Genomic DNA, 17193 nt, shown 5'->3' on the forward strand with positions numbered 1-17193 from the left:
AGAAAATGAACATTCAAAAAATAGCTTTATTAGTAATAACAATTATTTCATTTCAATCTATTTTCTCTCAAAAAGACGGTTATTGGGATAAAACCCGCGCTACAACCGAAGAAATATCGGTTTCAGCGAGAGACAGAAGCATCATAAAAACCCAAGATTTCCCTGAAGGAACTACTGAGGTTGTTTATAGAATAACGCTTTTGGATAAAAATCAGCAAATGGCGGGCAGTTTGGTTTCGGTTTTAAAAGCCATCCCGGATCCTACGGGAATTAGTCAAGGTTCAGCAGGAGCAGTTTTTATTTTGTCTAAAATTTCTGGAGATGACAAATGCAAGTATGCTGTTTTTTCCAGTGCCGACTTGGCTGCAAAATACAAAGAAAATGGAGAAACTGATGATGCGTGTTTGGTTCAGGATACGCCAGTCAGTAAAGATGCCAAACGACTTTCTACTGATAAATCGGCTTGTATGCAATCCAATTCTGGGAATTTATGGTTTGGTTTCGAAAGTAAAAACTGGATCATGAACCAAAAAATTATTCTGGAAGTTGTGCCGTGGGTCGATAATAAACTCAGTCGTGGCTGGACGCTTGAAAACAGAAAAGCAATCATCGATCAATGTAAAACATCTAATTTGGCTCAAAAAATGACCAATTCAGATGATTTTTGCGTTTGTATTCTCGATAAAATCCAATCCAAGTACAAGTTTAAGGAATTTCAAAAATTATTGGCTGTAGAGCGTGCTAAAGCGTTCAAGGATTTTGGCAACAGTTGTTTTGGGGAAACCAGTCTTTCAAAAAGTGTTTATGATGATTTGCGCAAGCAAGCCGCTGTATTTGCAAAACAAGGAAAACAAGGCGAAGCCATCTCGAAACTGACAACAATTATCAATGATGGCAAGGCGACCGCTTTGGATTACAATGCAATAGGAAGTAGTTATGTGTTGACGAAGCAATACGGAAAAGCAATTAAATTCCTGAAAGAAGGCGAAAAACTTGATGATACGGAGTTGTTGATAAAGATGAATTTGGCACACGCCTATTTATTAAATTATAATTATGCCTCGGCAAAAGCTATTTATAAAGAATATCAATCTCAAAACGTTACGGATAGTTTGAGTTGGACTCAAAAAATAAAACAAGATTTTGCTACGTTCAAAAAGGCAGGAATAACTTCCCGTGATTTTGAAAGGATTTTGAAGTTAGTGGATTAAGTTTTAATATAATTAGTTAGATACAAGATTAAAATAACTCATAACTCATAATTTATAATTTCTTGAAAGCAACCTATCACAAATACATTCTTAATTTCAAACGACCATCAGGAACTTCCCGTGGCGTTATGACCGAAAAAGAAACTTGGTTTATCGTCTTGGAGCAAGACGGTAAAAAAGGAATAGGAGAATGTGGAATCCTTCGCGGATTGAGTATTGATGATTGTTCGGATTATGAAGAAAAATTACAATGGACTTGCGATGCTATTCACTTAGGAAAAGACCAACTTTGGGAAGCTTTAATGGAGTTTCCTTCGATACAGTTTGGAGTGGAGATGGCGTTCCAATCTTTGGAGAGTGAAAACCCTTTTTTATTGTTCCCTTCGGACTTTACAAATGGCACAAAATCCATCTTGATAAACGGTTTGGTTTGGATGGGTGAGGAGTCGTTTATGAAGCAGCAAATCGAAGAGAAACTAGCACAAGGTTTCCAATGCATTAAACTCAAAATAGGTGCAATAGATTTTGATAAAGAACTGCAATTATTGCGATTTATTCGGGAGCATTTTACTCCGGAACAAGTCGAAATTCGGGTTGATGCTAACGGTGCTTTTAGTGAAAATTTAGCTTTAGATAAATTAATGCAACTATCTGAATTTAAATTGCATAGCATAGAGCAACCGATACAAAAAAATCATACTGACAGTATGGCAGAGCTGTGTAAAATCACACCTTTTCCTATTGCTTTGGATGAGGAGTTGATTGGTGTGTTTACTTTGATAGAAAAGGAACAATTATTAGAGAAAATTAAGCCGCAATACATCATTTTGAAGCCTAGTTTTATAGGCGGTTTTCGAGGCACTCAAGAATGGATTTCATTGGCTGAAAAGCATAAAATCGGATGGTGGATTACCTCAGCTTTGGAAAGTAATATTGGACTGAATGCTATTGCGCAATGGACCTTTTTACAGCACAATTTGATGCCTCAAGGATTAGGAACCGGAGCACTTTATACCAATAATTTTGACTGCCCGCTGGAAGTTTCACAGGGGCAATTGTGGTATAAAAAAGAGTTGGATTGGAAGTTTGATTTTGTTCTTTTGAAATAGATTATTTCGTAGTTTTCTTTTGTTCGCCGTCACCCAATAAAACGGATAGCGTCTTTAAACTAGGTGTACGGTCGGCAATCAATTTTATGATACTTATGAACGGAATGAAGAGAATCATTCCTGCAGCGCCCCATAAAATGCCTCCCAAGATTACTATAATAATGATGACAAGTGTGTTTATTTTCAAACGGCTTCCCACTGCAAAAGGAAATATAATATAGGCTTCGAGTGCTTGAACAACAGAAAAAACAGCAATGACGGCCAACGGATACCAAATTGAATTGTACGTTATCCAAGAAACGGCAATGGGCAAGAGCGACGATATCATGATTCCTACATACGGAATAAAAGTTAGGATTGAGGCTATAAAACCAAACAAAAATGGGTGTGGTACTCCGATAATCAATAGTCCGATACTGTTTAATAATCCAACTATTAAATAGACCAGCAGCATTCCTTTGATGAAATTGTAATACGCATGAATGGTTTCAACGAGGATTTCGTGAATGGTTTTTTTTCTTTCGGGAGGGAAAAGTTCATATAAGGCATTTGATAACATCTGGCGGTGGAAAAGTATTAATGCCGAGAAAACAGGAATCATTAATAAAAAAAATACAGATTCAGAGAGGGAATAAGCGGTGTTTCGGACTATTGAAAAAGCTTGTGAACCGGAGTTGTTGATTGTATTATTGATAAATTCTGTTTGTTTTTGCAAACTAATGTCAAATCGTTCCGAAATAAAAAGACTCAATTGATTTATTGTTTCGGTTAGTTTGGTTCTTAAAGATTGCCATTCGTGAAGAAACTCTGAAAACTGTGCGAATAATAGATAAATTATAGCTCCTACCAAAAGTGTTACTCCTAAAATACAAATAACAATTGCAATTCCTTTGTTGATTCCTTTTGTTTCCATCCATTTACAAACAGGATATAGAATAAAACCAATGAGTAATGAAAAGCTTAACGGAATAAATAATGTTTTGCCAAAGTACAGAATCAAAGCCGCCAATACGATAAACTGAAGAATTTCTAACAGAGAAAATCTCCTGTTGGATTGAAATGGAATGGGTGTTTTAGAAGATTCTGACATATAATTGTTGTATTATAAGCGTTATTCCTTACTCTTCCTTACTTTATAAACGATTTAAGTATGAACCTAAAACGTGTAACAAGCTACTAAATTGCCAATTATTGCGAATGTTTTAAGTTTCCAATAATCGTCTGTGGTAATTAATTTGTCCCAAATGATAGGCTAGGTGCGTGGTCAAATGGACAAGCATAAACTCAGTAGAAGTCTTGTTTTCGAAAACTAAAAGAGGATATTCCTTTTTTAATTCTTCTTCTGATATTGTATTTAATGCATTGTCAACAACGACAATGGTTTCTTCGATTTTTGACAGCAATTCTGCTCTTGGAATGTCTTTCAGTGAAAACTCTAATGGTCTGTTTCTTATATAACCTGTCTTTCCAAATTCGGCGCCAATGTAAGTATTTAGATTTCCCACTAAATGCAAGCATAGATTTCCGGCTGAATTAGCGATGCCTTTTTGAGTTTTCCAAATATCGTTTTCGTTTTGGTACGACTCAATTTCGGTTTTTAGCTGATTTAAATCTCGGTTGAATAGTGTTTTTAAAGTTTCAATTAGCATTTTTAGTTTCTTTGTATTTTTTCAATGATAGCAGTGCTTGTTGCTGTATTTTATGTTGAAAAAAACCAGTCCAACCTAATAAATATCCGTTAATTCCAAAAGCTTGTTTGGACCATTTCCAGATGTCGAAATCATCAGTGTGTTTTTTGATCAATCCGTCTTTAAACTGAAACTGTGCGCGAATAACATTTACTACTTTTCTATTGGTTTTACTAAAATTGTAGGTAGCTATCCATTGCGCGGAACCAACGTATTCATCTGCTTTTATATCTGAAAACTCAATTTTTATATTTCCTTTACTTTTTTCAATAAGCATTTTCCACATTTGGCACACATCCTTTTCTTTTAATAAACCAAAAGCAGGATCACGAAATTCAATTTTAGAGTGATAGCATTCACACATAGTTGAAGCATCGGCATTGGCAAAAGCAGTATAAAACTTAATGAGGGTTTTTTCGTTTGGGGTCATATCTACATAAAGTGAGTAGTAAAAATAATAATTTTTTTGTTAAAATTTAGGTTTTAAAAAAGGAATATAGAATAATTTGATGTGATTTATTTCTGATATAGAAACACCAGGAATAATTCAGGATTGATTCTCATTAGATTACATTCGGAAATGGTTTCTCAATTTTAGATAAAAAAAGAGGATAGACTTTTAAGTTTCTATCCTCTTTTATAATTTATTAGATGGTATTCTATTATCTCGATTTATTTAACGGCAGGAATAATATCAATTATTACGGTACGATTGTAAAAACGTTCTTCGGGAGTTTTGTTGTCAAATGGAGAATTATTTTCATTTTCACCATAGCCTGATACATCGAATTTAACATCGTTTCTACCCGCTTTAGCTAAACTGCTCTGAAGGATATTTTTTACATCATTTGCACGAGCTAATGACAAGTCTTGATTGTAAACTTCATCACCAATAATATCCGTATGACCTTTGATAATTACGGTTGCTCCAACAGGAATTTTAGGCGTAACTACCTCAGTTAGGTATTTTTCATACAATGAAATCGCTTTAGAAGTATTGAATTCATAGATTATACTATATCGCATCCCTTCTTCCATTTTTGCAGGAGTCCAAAGTACCATGTGAACCGGAGTTTCTTTTTCTACAATTTTACCACTTTTAGTCTGGCCAATCATTTTTACTTTATAATCTCCTTCTGGACGGCTACCTAAAATTGTTTTTCCAGGAATGCTTACCTCATCTTGAGTATAAGGTCCAAAAGATTGTACTTTTCCTTGTTCGTCAGTTATTTGTAATGACCAAGATGATAATGCTTCTCCAGCTCCTTTATTGTTGAAGGTTACATAACTTTCAACTGGTGCTTCTTGTGAGGCAACAATCTGTACTGGTTTTAATGGCGCATCAGGACCACTTTGAAATTCCATCAATAGATCAGTAGAGTTACTTTCGATAGAAACTCTGCGATCTCCTTCACGTAGCAAAACCAATTCTAATGTTGCTCCTGGTTGCTCTGATGGGATATTTGGTTTATTTTGACCTTTAGGGGTAATTCTGGTTGGATTTATTGCAAATATATTTACCAAATAGGTTTTAACAGATTCTGCCATAGTAAGACCATCTGTATTGCCATTGTTAGAGGAACCCACCAAAGTAATTGTCGATGAAGGATTTTTTTGCATGCGATCTCCAAGGATGTTCAGTACATTATAATAAACAGTCATTTGACGTTTAGAACGATCTGATAAATTTTTTGGAGCAAATGTTTCCAATTGATCTTCTTTGAAGTCTTTCACTTGATTTTTCGTCAATAAAACATAACGATTTGGAATCTCTGTTGATCCTTCATTAAAGAAAACATAGTTTCTAAGCGGGAAAATTTCAGTCATTCTTCTTTCTCCGGGAACATTGCTAGGAGAGTTTACAGAAAACTGCACTTCACGGTCTTTAGCCAAATCCGTTGCTTCTTGAATGTTTTTTCCTTGTCCCAATTTAAGGGCAACTCCCGCTCTAATTGTAGTTATGTTCCAAGTCTCTGTAGCACGTGGATTTTGACCAAAATAAGGTTGGAAAGAAACAAAAGGAGACAATACAAATTGTGTTTTGCTGCTATCTGAAGAAAGCGGAATATCATATCCTGCACCAATTTGCATTGACAAAATAGTTTTCTCTATTTCGCTAAATTCACCCGTTACTGCAGGAGAAGGAGCTTGATCAGGAAAAGCCGGATTAATGCCTAATTGGTATGTAAATGATTTGTCCATATTGAAAGCCAATCGTGGACCTCCATAAAGATAAAAATTAGATTTAAAAGGAGCAAAACGTACGCTTGGTTCCACGGTGATGTAACTTAAGTCAGTAGATAAATCAGCAGGACAGTCGCATGCTGTTTTTACTTGGTCAAAAGCACCTTTGCGGCTATCATATCCTGCTTGTAACATTACACCCCATCTTGAATCAGCAGGACGATATTCTAAAAGTGGTGCAATAAAAAGTCCTGTGCCATTTCCTTCATGAAAAGTAGCCGGAGGCGTAAAACCAGCATTCAACTGATTAGTAGAACCACGGTAAAAATTAAAATTAGCACCACCAGCAAGTCCAAAGTACCAAGAAGGTTTAGCATATTTAACCGCTTGAACTTCCTGTGCCTGTATTGGTGTTTGCACGCTTAACCACGTCAATGAGACTACTAAAAGGCTTTTTAGTGGTAAGTTATTAGGTGACCAAGCTTGGCGTAATCCTTTTTTGAAATTATTTATATTGTCCATGTTATTTGTTTTGTTTGATTCATTTTAAATATATCCCGCCCTGAGACGGGATGAAATGTTTGATTCTAATAGTTGTTTTGTCAAATACCTAATTTGGCACATTGATAACTGTATTTACCATAGTAACTGAAGCTACTAGAGAAATCGCTCTACCATTTAGTACTGTTAAAAAGGGATTAGTGCTGTTAGCTGGGGAAGATAAAGTCACACCAGAATTGGCGATAATGTTTCCAACCATAACTCCACCACCTGCGTAGTTAATAACTGCTGCAGTACCAACATACCAATACACATTATTAGGGTTTCCAACACCGTTTAAAAAAGTAACACTGCTTGGCATTGAATCACCTACCGTTAAAGTAGAAGGTGCTTGAAAATACCATTTTGCATTGGGATCACCATTTGCATTCAAGGTAAGATTTCCGTTAGTTATAGTAAAAGAACTTGAAGCTGTATAGATACCAGGAGCTAATGTTAATCCTCCTAATTCACCAGCACCTGGATTAGCAACGCCACCTGGCATTGAGGCAGGGGAGATGCTATTGTAAAGATCTCTTGCGGCATTTAATCCCGCTAATGCAGTTGCTGCTTTGGTAGCATTTCCTGGAGCAGGAGCATCAGTAAAAATTCCATCTGTTACAACTCCGTTATTTAATGGGGTTACGGTATATACATCACCACTTGTACCATCTGTAAAGCCGGTCACTAAAGAGGAAGCAGCAGTTGTACCTATTGTTCCATCTACTACAGATAATAACCCTTGGTTTGTGATTCCTGCATTACCTCCAAAAACTCCAAAAAACAGTCCGCTAGTAACTATAGGAGTTGGTGTTACTGTATTTGCTGTAGTGAAATTCCATACATAGTTATTTGCTAATGGAATACCCAAAGTGCTTTTAGCACCAGTTGTTATGGTAGCAGTATAAGTAAGTCCTGGATTAAGTGAATTTACTGGGTTAAACGAAGCTGTATTTCCACCAGTGTAAGTAACAACACCTGGAATTACTGTTGTACCTTGTCTCAAAGTAAAAGTAGTTGCATTTATACTCAAAGGATCCATAGGTACACTGAATGTTGCTGTAACAGTTTTATTTAGATTAACTCCTGTAGCATTATTAAGTGGGTCTGTACTCGTTACTGTAGGTGCTGCTGCTGTAGTGAAATTCCATACATAATTAGCAGCTAATGGAGTGTCTAGTGTGCTTTCAGCTCCAGTTGTTATTGTAACTGTATAAACTGTGTTAGCGGTTAACAAATTTGTAGGTGTAAAAGATACTGTAGACCCAGAATAAGTAATTACTCCAGCAACCGTATTTGTTCCTTGTTTTACCGTAAAAGTAGAACTGTTTAATGTCAAAGGATTCATTGGTACACTAAAAGTGGCAGTTATCGTTTTATTTAGAGTAATGTTTACAGCATTGTTTAATGGGTCAGTAGCACTCACCATAGGAACAATAAGCATTCCGGTACTAAATGTCCAAACATAATCAGCTTGAAGTGCATTACCCATTACATCCTTAACTCCGGTTTTAATTCTGGCACTGTAAGTAGTATTTGGAGTAAGAGGACTGCTAGGAGTAAATGTAGCAGTAGTTCCACTATAGGTTACTGTACCTGTAATGGTAGAACCATCGGCTTTAGTAATAATAAATGTGGATTGATTGATTGTTGCTGCATCCATCTCTTCATTGAATGTTGCTGAAATCAGTTGTCTAAAAGGAACGGCTAAAGCTCCATTAACCGGAGTCGTAGATTGAACAACCGGGCATATACCTTCGGGCGCTATAAAATCGTCTTCCGCACAGCCTGAAATTAATGCAATAAACAATATTGCAAATGTTAATAGTAAGTTTTTAGTTTTCATTTTATTGATTTAGGGGATTAAGTATTTTGTACAGCAAAGATTGTTTTGTTTTTGACTATTAATGTTACACAATTAAAAATGGAAGTTGTAAAATTCACTTATTTAAAAAGTTAAATTTTCAATTTTAAATTGATAATCAATTGCTTGGGATTTAAAATATGTTAAAAAGATATCACTCTATTTAATTTTTTTTCTTCCAAAACTTAGGGATGCTTAAAAAGTTTAATCTAAAACATATTGTTGCGTAAACAGTTTTTAAGTCAAAGACTCCCATTTAATAGTGCCAAAACATAAAAAAGGGTTCAACTTTAATGAAAAAGTTAAACCCTGTGATTTTGAACGGACACACTTTAATGGGTTGTGTCTATTTTTAAATTTAAATGTCTGAAATGTTTTTATTTAAACACAATTTTCCTTTTTCTCCCAAATTAAAAATGAATTGGGTAAGTTCTTTAGTAAACGTGTCAAGATTCAAAGCAGATTGTTTGATGAAATCTAAAGATTCTTTTAGATCATCTGGTGAATTTAATAATTGATGATGCAGCAAATATGACAAGCCTAAAATATTAGCAATGGGCTGTCTCACTTTGTGAGAAGTCATAAACATCATTTCCTCCAGTCCTTTTATGTATTCTATTTGGTATTCTTCAGCTTTTTTAAGCTCTAGATTAGCAACTATTAATTCAGCGGCTCGATTTTCTTTTTCTTTATTCTGATAAAGAAGTTCTTCATTGGCGATAATCAATTCAGCAGCTCGATTTTCTTTTTCTTTATTTTGAAAAGCAAGTTCTTTATTGGCAATAATTAATTCAGCGGCTCTATTTTCTTTTTCTTTATTCTGAAAAAGAAGTTCTTTATTGGCAATAATCAATTCAGCTGCACGTTTTTCTTTTTCTAAGTTTTGAAAAACAAGTTCTTTATTGGCAATAATCAATTCAGCTGCACGATTTTCTTTTTCTTGATTTTGAAACTTAAGCTCCTTATTGGCAATTATTAATTCAGCGGCACGTTTTTCCTTTTCTAAGTTTTGAAAAGCAAGTTCATTATTGGCCATAATTAGTGCTGTAGCTCGTTTTTCTTTTTCTAAGTTTTGAAAAGCAAGTTCTTTATTTACTATTATTAGCGCTTCTTTTTTGAATCTTTTTTCCATGCTCTGTTCAAATTAATTGTCAAAAGATATAATCTAAATAAAATAAATCTCCAGGTTAGAACTTTTGTTTTGAGCTTATTTAAAAAAGAACAAATAAATGGTTTATAACAGATTTATCGAATTATCGATGATTATTGCATTCGAAGAAATCAATTCAAAACTAAAATGTAAGAGTTATGATTTTGAAGTATCTGAATGTTTGGTAACAACATTAGTAATTACAAATTGCAATAATGTTCCTAATATTCTTTTGATTGGATTATGGGTTGATCCCAGTAAAACTTTTTTAGTCAAATAACCGGTTGATATACCAATAATATTACTAAGTATATTTCCTTTAAAATCAGATGAAGTAGCCAATTGGCCAAAAGCATTTTTGATTATATTCAAAGGTTTCAAACTTTCATACGTATGATAATACTGGTCTTTAAGATGTACTAATTCGTTAGCTTGTTTTATTTTAAGCAATTGTATCGTTTCCTTAAGAGTATCTGTCTCGTTAATGGTTTTCATATTAACTTTTTTTAAGCATTTTGACAATGATAAAATTGCTGATTGGCATTTTAAGCCATTGATCTTTATAAATGTATAATACTATTGAAATCAGAAAATAAGCACTGGATACTACAAAAAAACCATAATATACTTTACCTAATAATTCGCCTATCCATAAGGAAAGACCAATGTTTACAAGAAATGCAAACATTACAAAAACAATAGAAACGGTTAATCGAGAAAGAAGCGAGGACATGACATCAGCAGTTTTATCTACTGCATTTAACTTCACCAATTCTACTGTTGTTCTAGTATAATCCTCTGCTTTCTCAAAAAGCATTTCTATTGTTGTTGCTGTGTTTTCCATGGGATAATTTGTAAGCGTAGTTACTTGTGAAATTTTAAAATCGAAGTGTCTTTTTTAGATACTTGTGTTTTTAATTTCGTTTTTTACATCATAAAATTTTGATTTCCCTTCAGCAAGTAAAGTTTCACCTTCATGCTTTGCATCACCAAATTTTGATTTTCCTTCAGCGATTAAATTTTCGCCTTCACTCCAAATTTTCTCATACTTTTTATTGATTGTTCCCAATAAAGTATCTAATTTATCTTTTAATTCATCAGCATAATCGTTGCTCTTGTCCATGATTTTTTTTCTTGTTTTGTCCCCTTTTTCAGGTGCAAACAATACTCCTAATAATGCTCCAACGGCTACGCCTCCTAAAACTCCTAATATTATTTTATCTGCTTTCATAATTATTTATTTTATTGTTTTATTATTTGATTTAGATACCCCTACCTTGTATAAGTCTAAATAGTATTGCAATAACTGCAATAACAAGAAGTACGTGTATAATTGATCCTACGCTGAATGCAAAGAATCCAATAGCCCAAAAAATGACTAAAATAACTGCGATTGTGTAAAGAAGATTGCTCATGATTTCTAGTTTTTAATGATTTATATTTGTATTCAATTTATTTTTGTAGGTCAATTAATAAGTAGATGTATTAGATTTTTCGGCCTTGTATAATTCTCAATATAACTGCAATAACTGCGATAACAAGAAGGATATGGATAATTGATCCTACGCTGTATGCAAAGAAACCAATTGCCCAAAAAAGGACTAAAATTACTGCGATAGTGTAAAGTAAATTGCTCATGATTTTTAATTTTTAACGATTATTTTTTGATTAAATTTAGTAAAGTTACATATAAAAAATATATGTATTGTTTTGTTTTACAGTGTTTTATGGTAAAATTAGTTTTGCTTTTTTAAAACTAATTAAAAAGCAAAAGCAGCGTAGAAACTCAGGACGCTATTTTTAGCATCTGGAGAGCTAAAGCTAGTTGATGAGTCTTCTTTTCCAATTTTAGTCAATCCATAATTGTAACGTACTCCAAAACTAACTGGTTCTAAATCAATCCCGACACCACCGGCAAGACCTGCATCAAACTTGTTGAAATCATCCGTGTCAATATTATCTTCAAAATTATAACTACCACTATCTGATTTATTAGTCGTTTTAGCACTCACCATATAAGCTGCATAAGGACCTGCATGAATATTAAAATTCTTGGTCACATTAACTACCAATAAAAGAGGTACTTCAATATAATCTAATTTAAATTGAGCAGTTCCACTCACCAAAGAGTTATTGTAAACTAGTTCAGCTCCCTTTCCAGTGTAAGAGATTTCAGGTTGCAAAGCGATATTATTCGAAATAGGCAATTTGGCAAAAAAACCAACATTAAAACCTGTTAACACATTGTTGTCATCAACGTCTTCAGTATATAAATTAGAGAAATTTACGCCTCCTTTTACACCAAATTTTGAAGCGCTGTCTTGTGCATTTGCATTAGTTAAAGTCATGAATGTTATGACTAATGAAGCAAAAATCAGTTTTTTTGAATTTTTCATTTTAATTGTTTTTGTTATAGAATTATTATACTACAAATATCAGCATCTTACGCTCTTACTTTGTTACAATACTTTTGGTTAAGTTTACATTATTCACACCTTAAACGATTTATTGTCAAATATTTTCAGGTTGTTTTTTTTTAATCAAAAAATAATTAGACAAAAAAAAGACGAGTTGTATAACTCGTCTTTTTAATTTACTATTTGTTGTCTACTGTGAGGTTTTTCAATGCCTGACCTAGTTCATCCATATCGCGATTGTATTCCTGTTTAAAAGATTCCCAATCACTGCTGGTATCATTTTTATAGGTTTCAATCTTAACTTTTATATCATTATTTTTTTGTTCTAAAATATCAATTTTTTCAGCATATTCCTCATCGATTGATTTTCCGGTTTTTTTCATACTGGCTTTCATCTCCGCTATTCTCATTTCATTTTCAGCAATTGTAGCATTAGTACTTGCTTTGAATGCATTCCATTCATCTTCTGTTGCTACTTTTCTAGCATCTGACAATTCTTCTTTTGCATCTTCAAGATTCTCTCTTGCGTCTTCTACATTATCTTGAGCAGCTTCTTCTTTTTTAGAAGTATTTTGACAACCTGTTAAAAAGGTTCCAGCCATGAAAGTTGTTATTGCAAGGGTAAAAAGTGTCTTTTTCATTTTATGTAGTTTACTATTAAATTTTTTGATGGGATTAGAAAACTTCCGTTTAACCATTTTATAATTCAAACTAGTAGCATTTAATGTTGCTAGTTTGAATTATGCAACGGTTTTAAAAGTGGGCAATGTAGTAATAGGGGTAAATAAGGTTTTTTTGAAAAAAAGTTATTAGATAGACTGTATAATTTTAAGAATTTCTTCTTTGGTTTTCCCCAATTTAATTTGGAGTTTTCTCAGCATTTCTTCTTTTTTACCTTCTGTAAAGAGTAAATCATTCTCGGTCAAAGCAGCAAATTTTTGTTTTAATTTTCCTTTTTGCTCTTCCCAATTTCCTGTAAGTTCTATTGAATTCATTTTTTTGTGTGTATTGTACGCGAAATAGTTTTCACTTTACAAAGTTGGCGCGTTTATGGATTAAATCAGTTACATAACTTTATGAATAGTTTGTTATATTCACTGATTTTGTAAAAAAAGGAATCAATAAATTATTTCTTATGGAATAATTAAATAGCTTTTTTTGGTATTTATATCAAATAACCATTTTGTTAATTTGAATCGTGAATATGATTTGGAACGTATTTTTTTAATAGGTCTTCCAATGATTTGTAATAATCCGTTAGTGTTTTAATATTTATTTCAGGATTTGTAATGTCCGGAATAGTTACAGGCATCTCTGATAAATATTTAGATAATTCAGGATAGTTATTCCGTATTTTCATTGTAATTTCAAGAATAGCGTCATTAAGTTCTTTTTCTGTTTTCATAATGATTTCAATTTTAAGGTTATTTTAAGAGTCACTTTTTATTTGAATTTAAAAAATAAAAATCATTAAAAACATCCTTTACTGGTATGATGTTTTTAATGATTTTAGAGGCATTAAGTTGTTTGTAAATACCATTTTTAATTAAAAAAGGCATTTTGTATAACTATTTTTATAAGATAATAAAAGATCCTATGTCAGTTGTAAGACCAGCTGTAACAACTACATCAGTTTTTGTTACGGGTAATAATGGTAGAGCAGGAGTGATAGTAATGGTATACGTTCCAGGAGGAAGTCCCATCACTAAGAAATCACCGTTTTCATTTACATTGCTTGTATAACTTACAGCTGTTGATGAAGTTGCTTCAACTACAGCCATTGTTCCTATTGGAGTAATTTTACCTTTTATAGAACCGCTAATTGCTTTTTCTATTGTTCTAATAACCGGTTTCAATTGATATCCGCCATTTCCTAATTTAACCACCGATTTATTGGCATCAAAATCCAAAAGAACAGTGTACAATATTCCTTCTTGAAGTGTTTGGTTAACTTGAAGCTTCAATCCGCTTTGTTCTGCACTTGGAGTACTCAAAGGATAACTTACACCATCAAGAACTACTGTATTAGCAGCACCCAGAATAAGTCTTATTTGTTTCACTGAAGAAATTTCAAGTGAATCTGTTGCGATTAATGTATCGACACCATTAGAAAATTCTAGTAAGTTATAAATACCTTTTTCTACATTTAGTGCTACAATTTTGCCATCTTCACCTATAACTTCCACGCCTTGTATGTCTACATTTACTTCTTCATAAGGACCAGGAGCGTCAGTCAGTCTCACGGCATAAGGATAACTGGCATTGGTATCATCATTGTTACAGGAATAGATTAGTAATCCAAGCATGATGAAAGACAGAATAAATTTCATTTTTTTCATTTTCATTTAATTTAGGGGTTCAAAATATTTATAGTATTGTAAAGATACTTTGCGCCTATAAATCAAATGTTATACAACTTTACTATAAAGTTGTAGAATTCTCACTTATAAGGATAAAATAATAAGTATTTTCTTAATTTGATGTATTTTCGAGAAGTATTTTAAGCTATTGCTATTTAAAGACTATTTTATAGTATCAAATTTTGCCCCAATATTTAATTCCTTTTTCATTTCTATTTCTTCCTGATCTTCAAGCTCTTCCAGCTTTTTATCTTCTGCTTTTTTCTTTTTATTGAAATAGCCTCTCAACAGAAAATTATGTTTTGCAGCTTCTATAACTTCATTGAGTCCTTCGGTTCCTGTTTTTACATTTGTTAGGGTAGAATCAATCATTCGACCCATTTTTTCATCACTCACTAATTTAGAAAGCGCTCCTTTTCCATCATTCATTTTTATAGTGAATTTTTTAAATTCATTTGAACTGTTTTCAAGATTAGAAACCATGTTTTTTATACTGTTTCCAAATTCCTCATCGGATACTAATTTAGATAAAGCGCCATTTCCGTTATTCATGCTGTAACTGAACTGGGCAAGTTGAGCCGTAATAACGCCAGCATTATCAACACTCTTTTTTACGCTGACCATTAAATCATCCATTTCTATAGCTTGCTTTGAAGCTATATTATCGTTGTTTTCTACAATTACATTAGAGTTTTTCCCAGAGGATATGGTGAGCACTTTATCGCCCATTAAACCATCAGAACTAATGCTCGCAATAGCATCTTTCTTTATGTATTTACGAACTTCTTCTTTTATGATTAATTTAATTACTACAGATGTATCCGTAAGAAATTCAATTTCTTCCACTGTACCGATATTGATACCGGAAAAACGAACATTATTGCCTACTTCAAGTCCGTTCACCGAATTAAATTTCGAATTCAATTCAAATGTAGAGCCAAATAAATTTTTCTGTTTTCCAACAAAATATATTGTTGTAACAAAAAGTACTAACCCTATAATTACAAACATTCCTAATTTCCATTGGTATCCAGATTCTTTATTCATTTTATATTTTTTTATTGGTTATATGAAAAAAGAACGAACCCATTCGTCATCACTTTTTTCTAATTCTTCGTATGTTCCTTCGGTATGTATTACACCATCTTTTAGAATCACAAGCCGATCAGCAGTGTGTTTTGCACAAGCCATATCATGAGTAATAATAATCGAAGATGTTTTATGCTTTTTTTGAATTTCTAATAATAATTCGCTGATTTCTCTTGATGTTATTGTGTCTAATCCAGTGGTAGGTTCATCATATAATATGATTTCGGGTTTTAGAATAAGGGTTCTTGCAAGACCAATTCTTTTTCGCATTCCTCCTGATAATTCCGAAGGCATTTTATCAATTGCCTCAGCCAAGCCTACGCTTTCTAAAACGTCTTTTATTTGATTTTCTAATTCTTCTGCAGATAAATCTTTGGCGTGTCGTTTCAATGTAAATCCTAGATTTTCTCGAACACTCATGGAATCATACAGCGCTGCATTTTGAAAAAGAAAACCGATGCGAACTCTGATTTCATTTAGTTCAGCGATATCTATTTTTGTGATATCGGTACCAAATACATTTATTTCGCCTTCATCAGCAACCACTAAACCAACTAAACATTTTATGGTTATTGATTTCCCGGAACCTGATTTTCCTAAGACTACTAAATTTTCACCTTTATTTACAGAGAAAGTAACTCCTTTTAAAACCTCGTTTTTGCCGAAGGATTTATAAAGTTCTTTTATTTCTATAACTGGACTATTCGTTTTAGAAATAGGAGCAGGAGCTATTGTTGTTGTTTCTTGTATCATTTTAGAAAAATAAATCGGTTAATTGTACGGCAAGCATATCAATAATAAATATTGTTAGCGAAGCAGTCACTACGGCAGAATTAGCCGCTTTCCCAACACTTTCAGTTCCATTAGCCGCATTAAATCCTTTATAACAGCCAATCATTCCAATAAAGAAACCAAAGAAAAAAGTTTTCATAGTCGCCGGAAAAATATCTAAAAATGTAATGGATTCTAAAACTTGTGAGATGTAACGGTATAAATTAACATCACTATGAATATTTATTCCCACATATCCTCCAATAATCCCAATACCATCTGCATAAATCACTAAAAGCGGAATCATAAGTGTAGTGGCTAAAATCCTTGTAACGACTAAATATTTATACGGATTTATTGCTGAAACTTCCATCGCATCTATTTGTTCCGTCACTTTCATAGAGCCTAATTCAGCACCAATACCAGATGAAACTTTACCGGCACAAATCAAAGCGGTAATTACGGGCGCTATTTCCCGTATTAAAGAAAGAGCAACCATACTTGGCAACCAGGATTCTGCGCCAAATTTAGCCAATGTAGGTCTCGATTGCAGTGTAAGCACTAAGCCCATTATAAATCCTGTGATGGTTACTAATGGCAAAGATTTATACCCAATAACGTAACATTGTTTCATGAACTCCTTGATTTCATAAGGAGGTTTAATCACTTCTTTGAAAAAACGCGCTGCAAATAATGTAATGTTGCCCACATCATTGAAAGTTTCTTTCAAGTACGTTATTATGCTTTCTTTTCTGGCTGTTATTATACTATTCATTGGTCATTGTGTTTTTTATAAATGCGAATTAAGTA

Annotated in this window: 21 protein-coding genes; 2 read left to right on the top strand and 19 right to left on the bottom strand. The window is 33.1% G+C overall.

Translation table 11 applies throughout. From position 1 onward, the window contains the following. The first annotated feature begins 5 nt into the window (after window positions 1–5). Both CLV00_RS11285 and CLV00_RS11290 read left to right on the top strand, forming a co-directional pair. Complete coding sequence (locus tag CLV00_RS11285; protein WP_099715296.1) at window positions 6–1211, top strand: M48 family metallopeptidase; 1206 nt, start codon at window positions 6–8, stop codon at window positions 1209–1211. Window positions 1212–1273: 62 nt separating this feature from the next. Further along, on the top strand, window positions 1274–2320 hold the full coding sequence (locus tag CLV00_RS11290) for an o-succinylbenzoate synthase (protein ID WP_099715297.1): 1047 nt from the start codon (window positions 1274–1276) through the stop codon (window positions 2318–2320). Between the two features lies 1 nt (window position 2321). Here CLV00_RS11290 and CLV00_RS11295 read toward each other — a convergent pair whose 3' ends face one another. The 19 genes from CLV00_RS11295 to CLV00_RS11375 form a co-directional block, all read right to left on the bottom strand. Beyond that, on the bottom strand, window positions 2322–3410 hold the full coding sequence (locus CLV00_RS11295; RefSeq protein ID WP_099715298.1) for an AI-2E family transporter: 1089 nt from the start codon (window positions 3408–3410) through the stop codon (window positions 2322–2324). 112 nt (window positions 3411–3522) lie between these two features. Beyond that, window positions 3523–3969 (bottom strand): DUF1572 family protein, encoded by a 447-nt coding sequence (locus tag CLV00_RS11300; protein WP_099715299.1) that lies wholly within the window; start codon window positions 3967–3969, stop codon window positions 3523–3525. Further along, complete coding sequence (locus CLV00_RS11305; protein WP_099715300.1) at window positions 3959–4438, bottom strand: nuclear transport factor 2 family protein; 480 nt, start codon at window positions 4436–4438, stop codon at window positions 3959–3961. Before CLV00_RS11305 ends, CLV00_RS11300 begins: the two co-directional genes overlap by 11 nt. A 242-nt stretch (window positions 4439–4680) precedes the next feature. Next, a complete protein-coding gene (locus tag CLV00_RS11310) occupies window positions 4681–6714 on the bottom strand; it encodes an OmpA family protein (RefSeq protein ID WP_099715301.1) in 2034 nt (677 codons plus the stop codon). Window positions 6715–6802: 88 nt separating this feature from the next. Beyond that, on the bottom strand, window positions 6803–8578 hold the full coding sequence (locus CLV00_RS11315; protein WP_099715302.1) for an Ig-like domain-containing protein: 1776 nt from the start codon (window positions 8576–8578) through the stop codon (window positions 6803–6805). A 376-nt stretch (window positions 8579–8954) separates the two neighbouring features. Beyond that, complete coding sequence (locus CLV00_RS16580; protein ID WP_233206894.1) at window positions 8955–9728, bottom strand: diguanylate cyclase; 774 nt, start codon at window positions 9726–9728, stop codon at window positions 8955–8957. A gap of 174 nt (window positions 9729–9902) precedes the next feature. After that, window positions 9903–10241, bottom strand: a complete 339-nt coding sequence (locus CLV00_RS11325; protein WP_099715303.1) for a hypothetical protein — start codon at window positions 10239–10241, stop codon at window positions 9903–9905. A 1-nt stretch (window position 10242) separates the two neighbouring features. After that, window positions 10243–10590, bottom strand: a complete 348-nt coding sequence (locus CLV00_RS11330; RefSeq protein WP_099715304.1) for a hypothetical protein — start codon at window positions 10588–10590, stop codon at window positions 10243–10245. Between the two features lie 54 nt (window positions 10591–10644). Further along, the gene (locus tag CLV00_RS11335; protein ID WP_099715305.1) at window positions 10645–10977 is read right to left on the bottom strand and encodes a YtxH domain-containing protein; all 333 of its coding nucleotides are present in this window, start codon (window positions 10975–10977) and stop codon (window positions 10645–10647) included. Window positions 10978–11008: 31 nt separating this feature from the next. Further along, entirely contained in the window at window positions 11009–11161 is a 153-nt protein-coding gene (locus CLV00_RS16340; RefSeq protein ID WP_121342223.1) for a lmo0937 family membrane protein, read from the bottom strand. A 70-nt stretch (window positions 11162–11231) separates the two neighbouring features. Further along, window positions 11232–11384: a lmo0937 family membrane protein gene (locus CLV00_RS16345; protein WP_121342222.1), complete on the bottom strand. Its 153-nt coding sequence runs from the start codon at window positions 11382–11384 to the stop codon at window positions 11232–11234. A 122-nt stretch (window positions 11385–11506) separates the two neighbouring features. Continuing rightward, entirely contained in the window at window positions 11507–12142 is a 636-nt protein-coding gene (locus CLV00_RS11340) for a porin family protein (protein WP_099715306.1), read from the bottom strand. A gap of 200 nt (window positions 12143–12342) precedes the next feature. Further along, window positions 12343–12804, bottom strand: a complete 462-nt coding sequence (locus CLV00_RS11345) for a hypothetical protein (protein WP_143394892.1) — start codon at window positions 12802–12804, stop codon at window positions 12343–12345. A gap of 168 nt (window positions 12805–12972) precedes the next feature. Beyond that, window positions 12973–13158: a CsbD family protein gene (locus tag CLV00_RS11350; RefSeq protein ID WP_099715308.1), complete on the bottom strand. Its 186-nt coding sequence runs from the start codon at window positions 13156–13158 to the stop codon at window positions 12973–12975. 191 nt (window positions 13159–13349) lie between these two features. Next, complete coding sequence (locus CLV00_RS11355) at window positions 13350–13568, bottom strand: hypothetical protein (RefSeq protein WP_099715309.1); 219 nt, start codon at window positions 13566–13568, stop codon at window positions 13350–13352. 169 nt (window positions 13569–13737) lie between these two features. Then, a complete protein-coding gene (locus tag CLV00_RS11360; protein ID WP_158234601.1) occupies window positions 13738–14502 on the bottom strand; it encodes a DUF4382 domain-containing protein in 765 nt (254 codons plus the stop codon). Between the two features lie 183 nt (window positions 14503–14685). Continuing rightward, on the bottom strand, window positions 14686–15570 hold the full coding sequence (locus CLV00_RS11365) for an MlaD family protein (protein WP_099715311.1): 885 nt from the start codon (window positions 15568–15570) through the stop codon (window positions 14686–14688). 18 nt (window positions 15571–15588) lie between these two features. Further along, the gene (locus tag CLV00_RS11370) at window positions 15589–16365 is read right to left on the bottom strand and encodes an ABC transporter ATP-binding protein (RefSeq protein ID WP_099715312.1); all 777 of its coding nucleotides are present in this window, start codon (window positions 16363–16365) and stop codon (window positions 15589–15591) included. A gap of 1 nt (window position 16366) precedes the next feature. After that, complete coding sequence (locus CLV00_RS11375) at window positions 16367–17125, bottom strand: ABC transporter permease (RefSeq protein ID WP_099716317.1); 759 nt, start codon at window positions 17123–17125, stop codon at window positions 16367–16369. Window positions 17126–17193 lie beyond the last annotated feature (68 nt).

Origin of the sequence: Flavobacterium sp. 11, from assembly GCF_002754315.1 — a bacterium.
Taxonomy (GTDB): Bacteria; Bacteroidota; Bacteroidia; order Flavobacteriales; family Flavobacteriaceae; genus Flavobacterium; species Flavobacterium algoritolerans.

What these genes read in the sequence shown, in the direction of transcription:
- CLV00_RS11300 (WP_099715299.1), bottom strand. Translation starts at nt 3,969, where the DNA reads ATGCTAATTGAAACTTTAAAAACACTATTCAACCGAGATTTAAATCAG.
- CLV00_RS16340 (WP_121342223.1), bottom strand. Translation starts at nt 11,161, where the DNA reads ATGAGCAATCTTCTTTACACAATCGCAGTTATTTTAGTCATTTTTTGG.
- CLV00_RS11355 (WP_099715309.1), bottom strand. Translation starts at nt 13,568, where the DNA reads ATGAAAACAGAAAAAGAACTTAATGACGCTATTCTTGAAATTACAATG.
- CLV00_RS11345 (WP_143394892.1), bottom strand. Translation starts at nt 12,804, where the DNA reads ATGAAAAAGACACTTTTTACCCTTGCAATAACAACTTTCATGGCTGGA.
- CLV00_RS11310 (WP_099715301.1), bottom strand. Translation starts at nt 6,714, where the DNA reads ATGGACAATATAAATAATTTCAAAAAAGGATTACGCCAAGCTTGGTCA.
- CLV00_RS11295 (WP_099715298.1), bottom strand. Translation starts at nt 3,410, where the DNA reads ATGTCAGAATCTTCTAAAACACCCATTCCATTTCAATCCAACAGGAGA.
- CLV00_RS11315 (WP_099715302.1), bottom strand. Translation starts at nt 8,578, where the DNA reads ATGAAAACTAAAAACTTACTATTAACATTTGCAATATTGTTTATTGCA.
- CLV00_RS11360 (WP_158234601.1), bottom strand. Translation starts at nt 14,502, where the DNA reads ATGAAAAAAATGAAATTTATTCTGTCTTTCATCATGCTTGGATTACTA.
- CLV00_RS16345 (WP_121342222.1), bottom strand. Translation starts at nt 11,384, where the DNA reads ATGAGCAATTTACTTTACACTATCGCAGTAATTTTAGTCCTTTTTTGG.
- CLV00_RS11350 (WP_099715308.1), bottom strand. Translation starts at nt 13,158, where the DNA reads ATGAATTCAATAGAACTTACAGGAAATTGGGAAGAGCAAAAAGGAAAA.
- CLV00_RS16580 (WP_233206894.1), bottom strand. Translation starts at nt 9,728, where the DNA reads ATGGAAAAAAGATTCAAAAAAGAAGCGCTAATAATAGTAAATAAAGAA.
- CLV00_RS11365 (WP_099715311.1), bottom strand. Translation starts at nt 15,570, where the DNA reads ATGAATAAAGAATCTGGATACCAATGGAAATTAGGAATGTTTGTAATT.
- CLV00_RS11330 (WP_099715304.1), bottom strand. Translation starts at nt 10,590, where the DNA reads ATGGAAAACACAGCAACAACAATAGAAATGCTTTTTGAGAAAGCAGAG.
- CLV00_RS11370 (WP_099715312.1), bottom strand. Translation starts at nt 16,365, where the DNA reads ATGATACAAGAAACAACAACAATAGCTCCTGCTCCTATTTCTAAAACG.
- CLV00_RS11340 (WP_099715306.1), bottom strand. Translation starts at nt 12,142, where the DNA reads ATGAAAAATTCAAAAAAACTGATTTTTGCTTCATTAGTCATAACATTC.
- CLV00_RS11325 (WP_099715303.1), bottom strand. Translation starts at nt 10,241, where the DNA reads ATGAAAACCATTAACGAGACAGATACTCTTAAGGAAACGATACAATTG.
- CLV00_RS11285 (WP_099715296.1), top strand. Translation starts at nt 6, where the DNA reads ATGAACATTCAAAAAATAGCTTTATTAGTAATAACAATTATTTCATTT.
- CLV00_RS11305 (WP_099715300.1), bottom strand. Translation starts at nt 4,438, where the DNA reads ATGACCCCAAACGAAAAAACCCTCATTAAGTTTTATACTGCTTTTGCC.
- CLV00_RS11335 (WP_099715305.1), bottom strand. Translation starts at nt 10,977, where the DNA reads ATGAAAGCAGATAAAATAATATTAGGAGTTTTAGGAGGCGTAGCCGTT.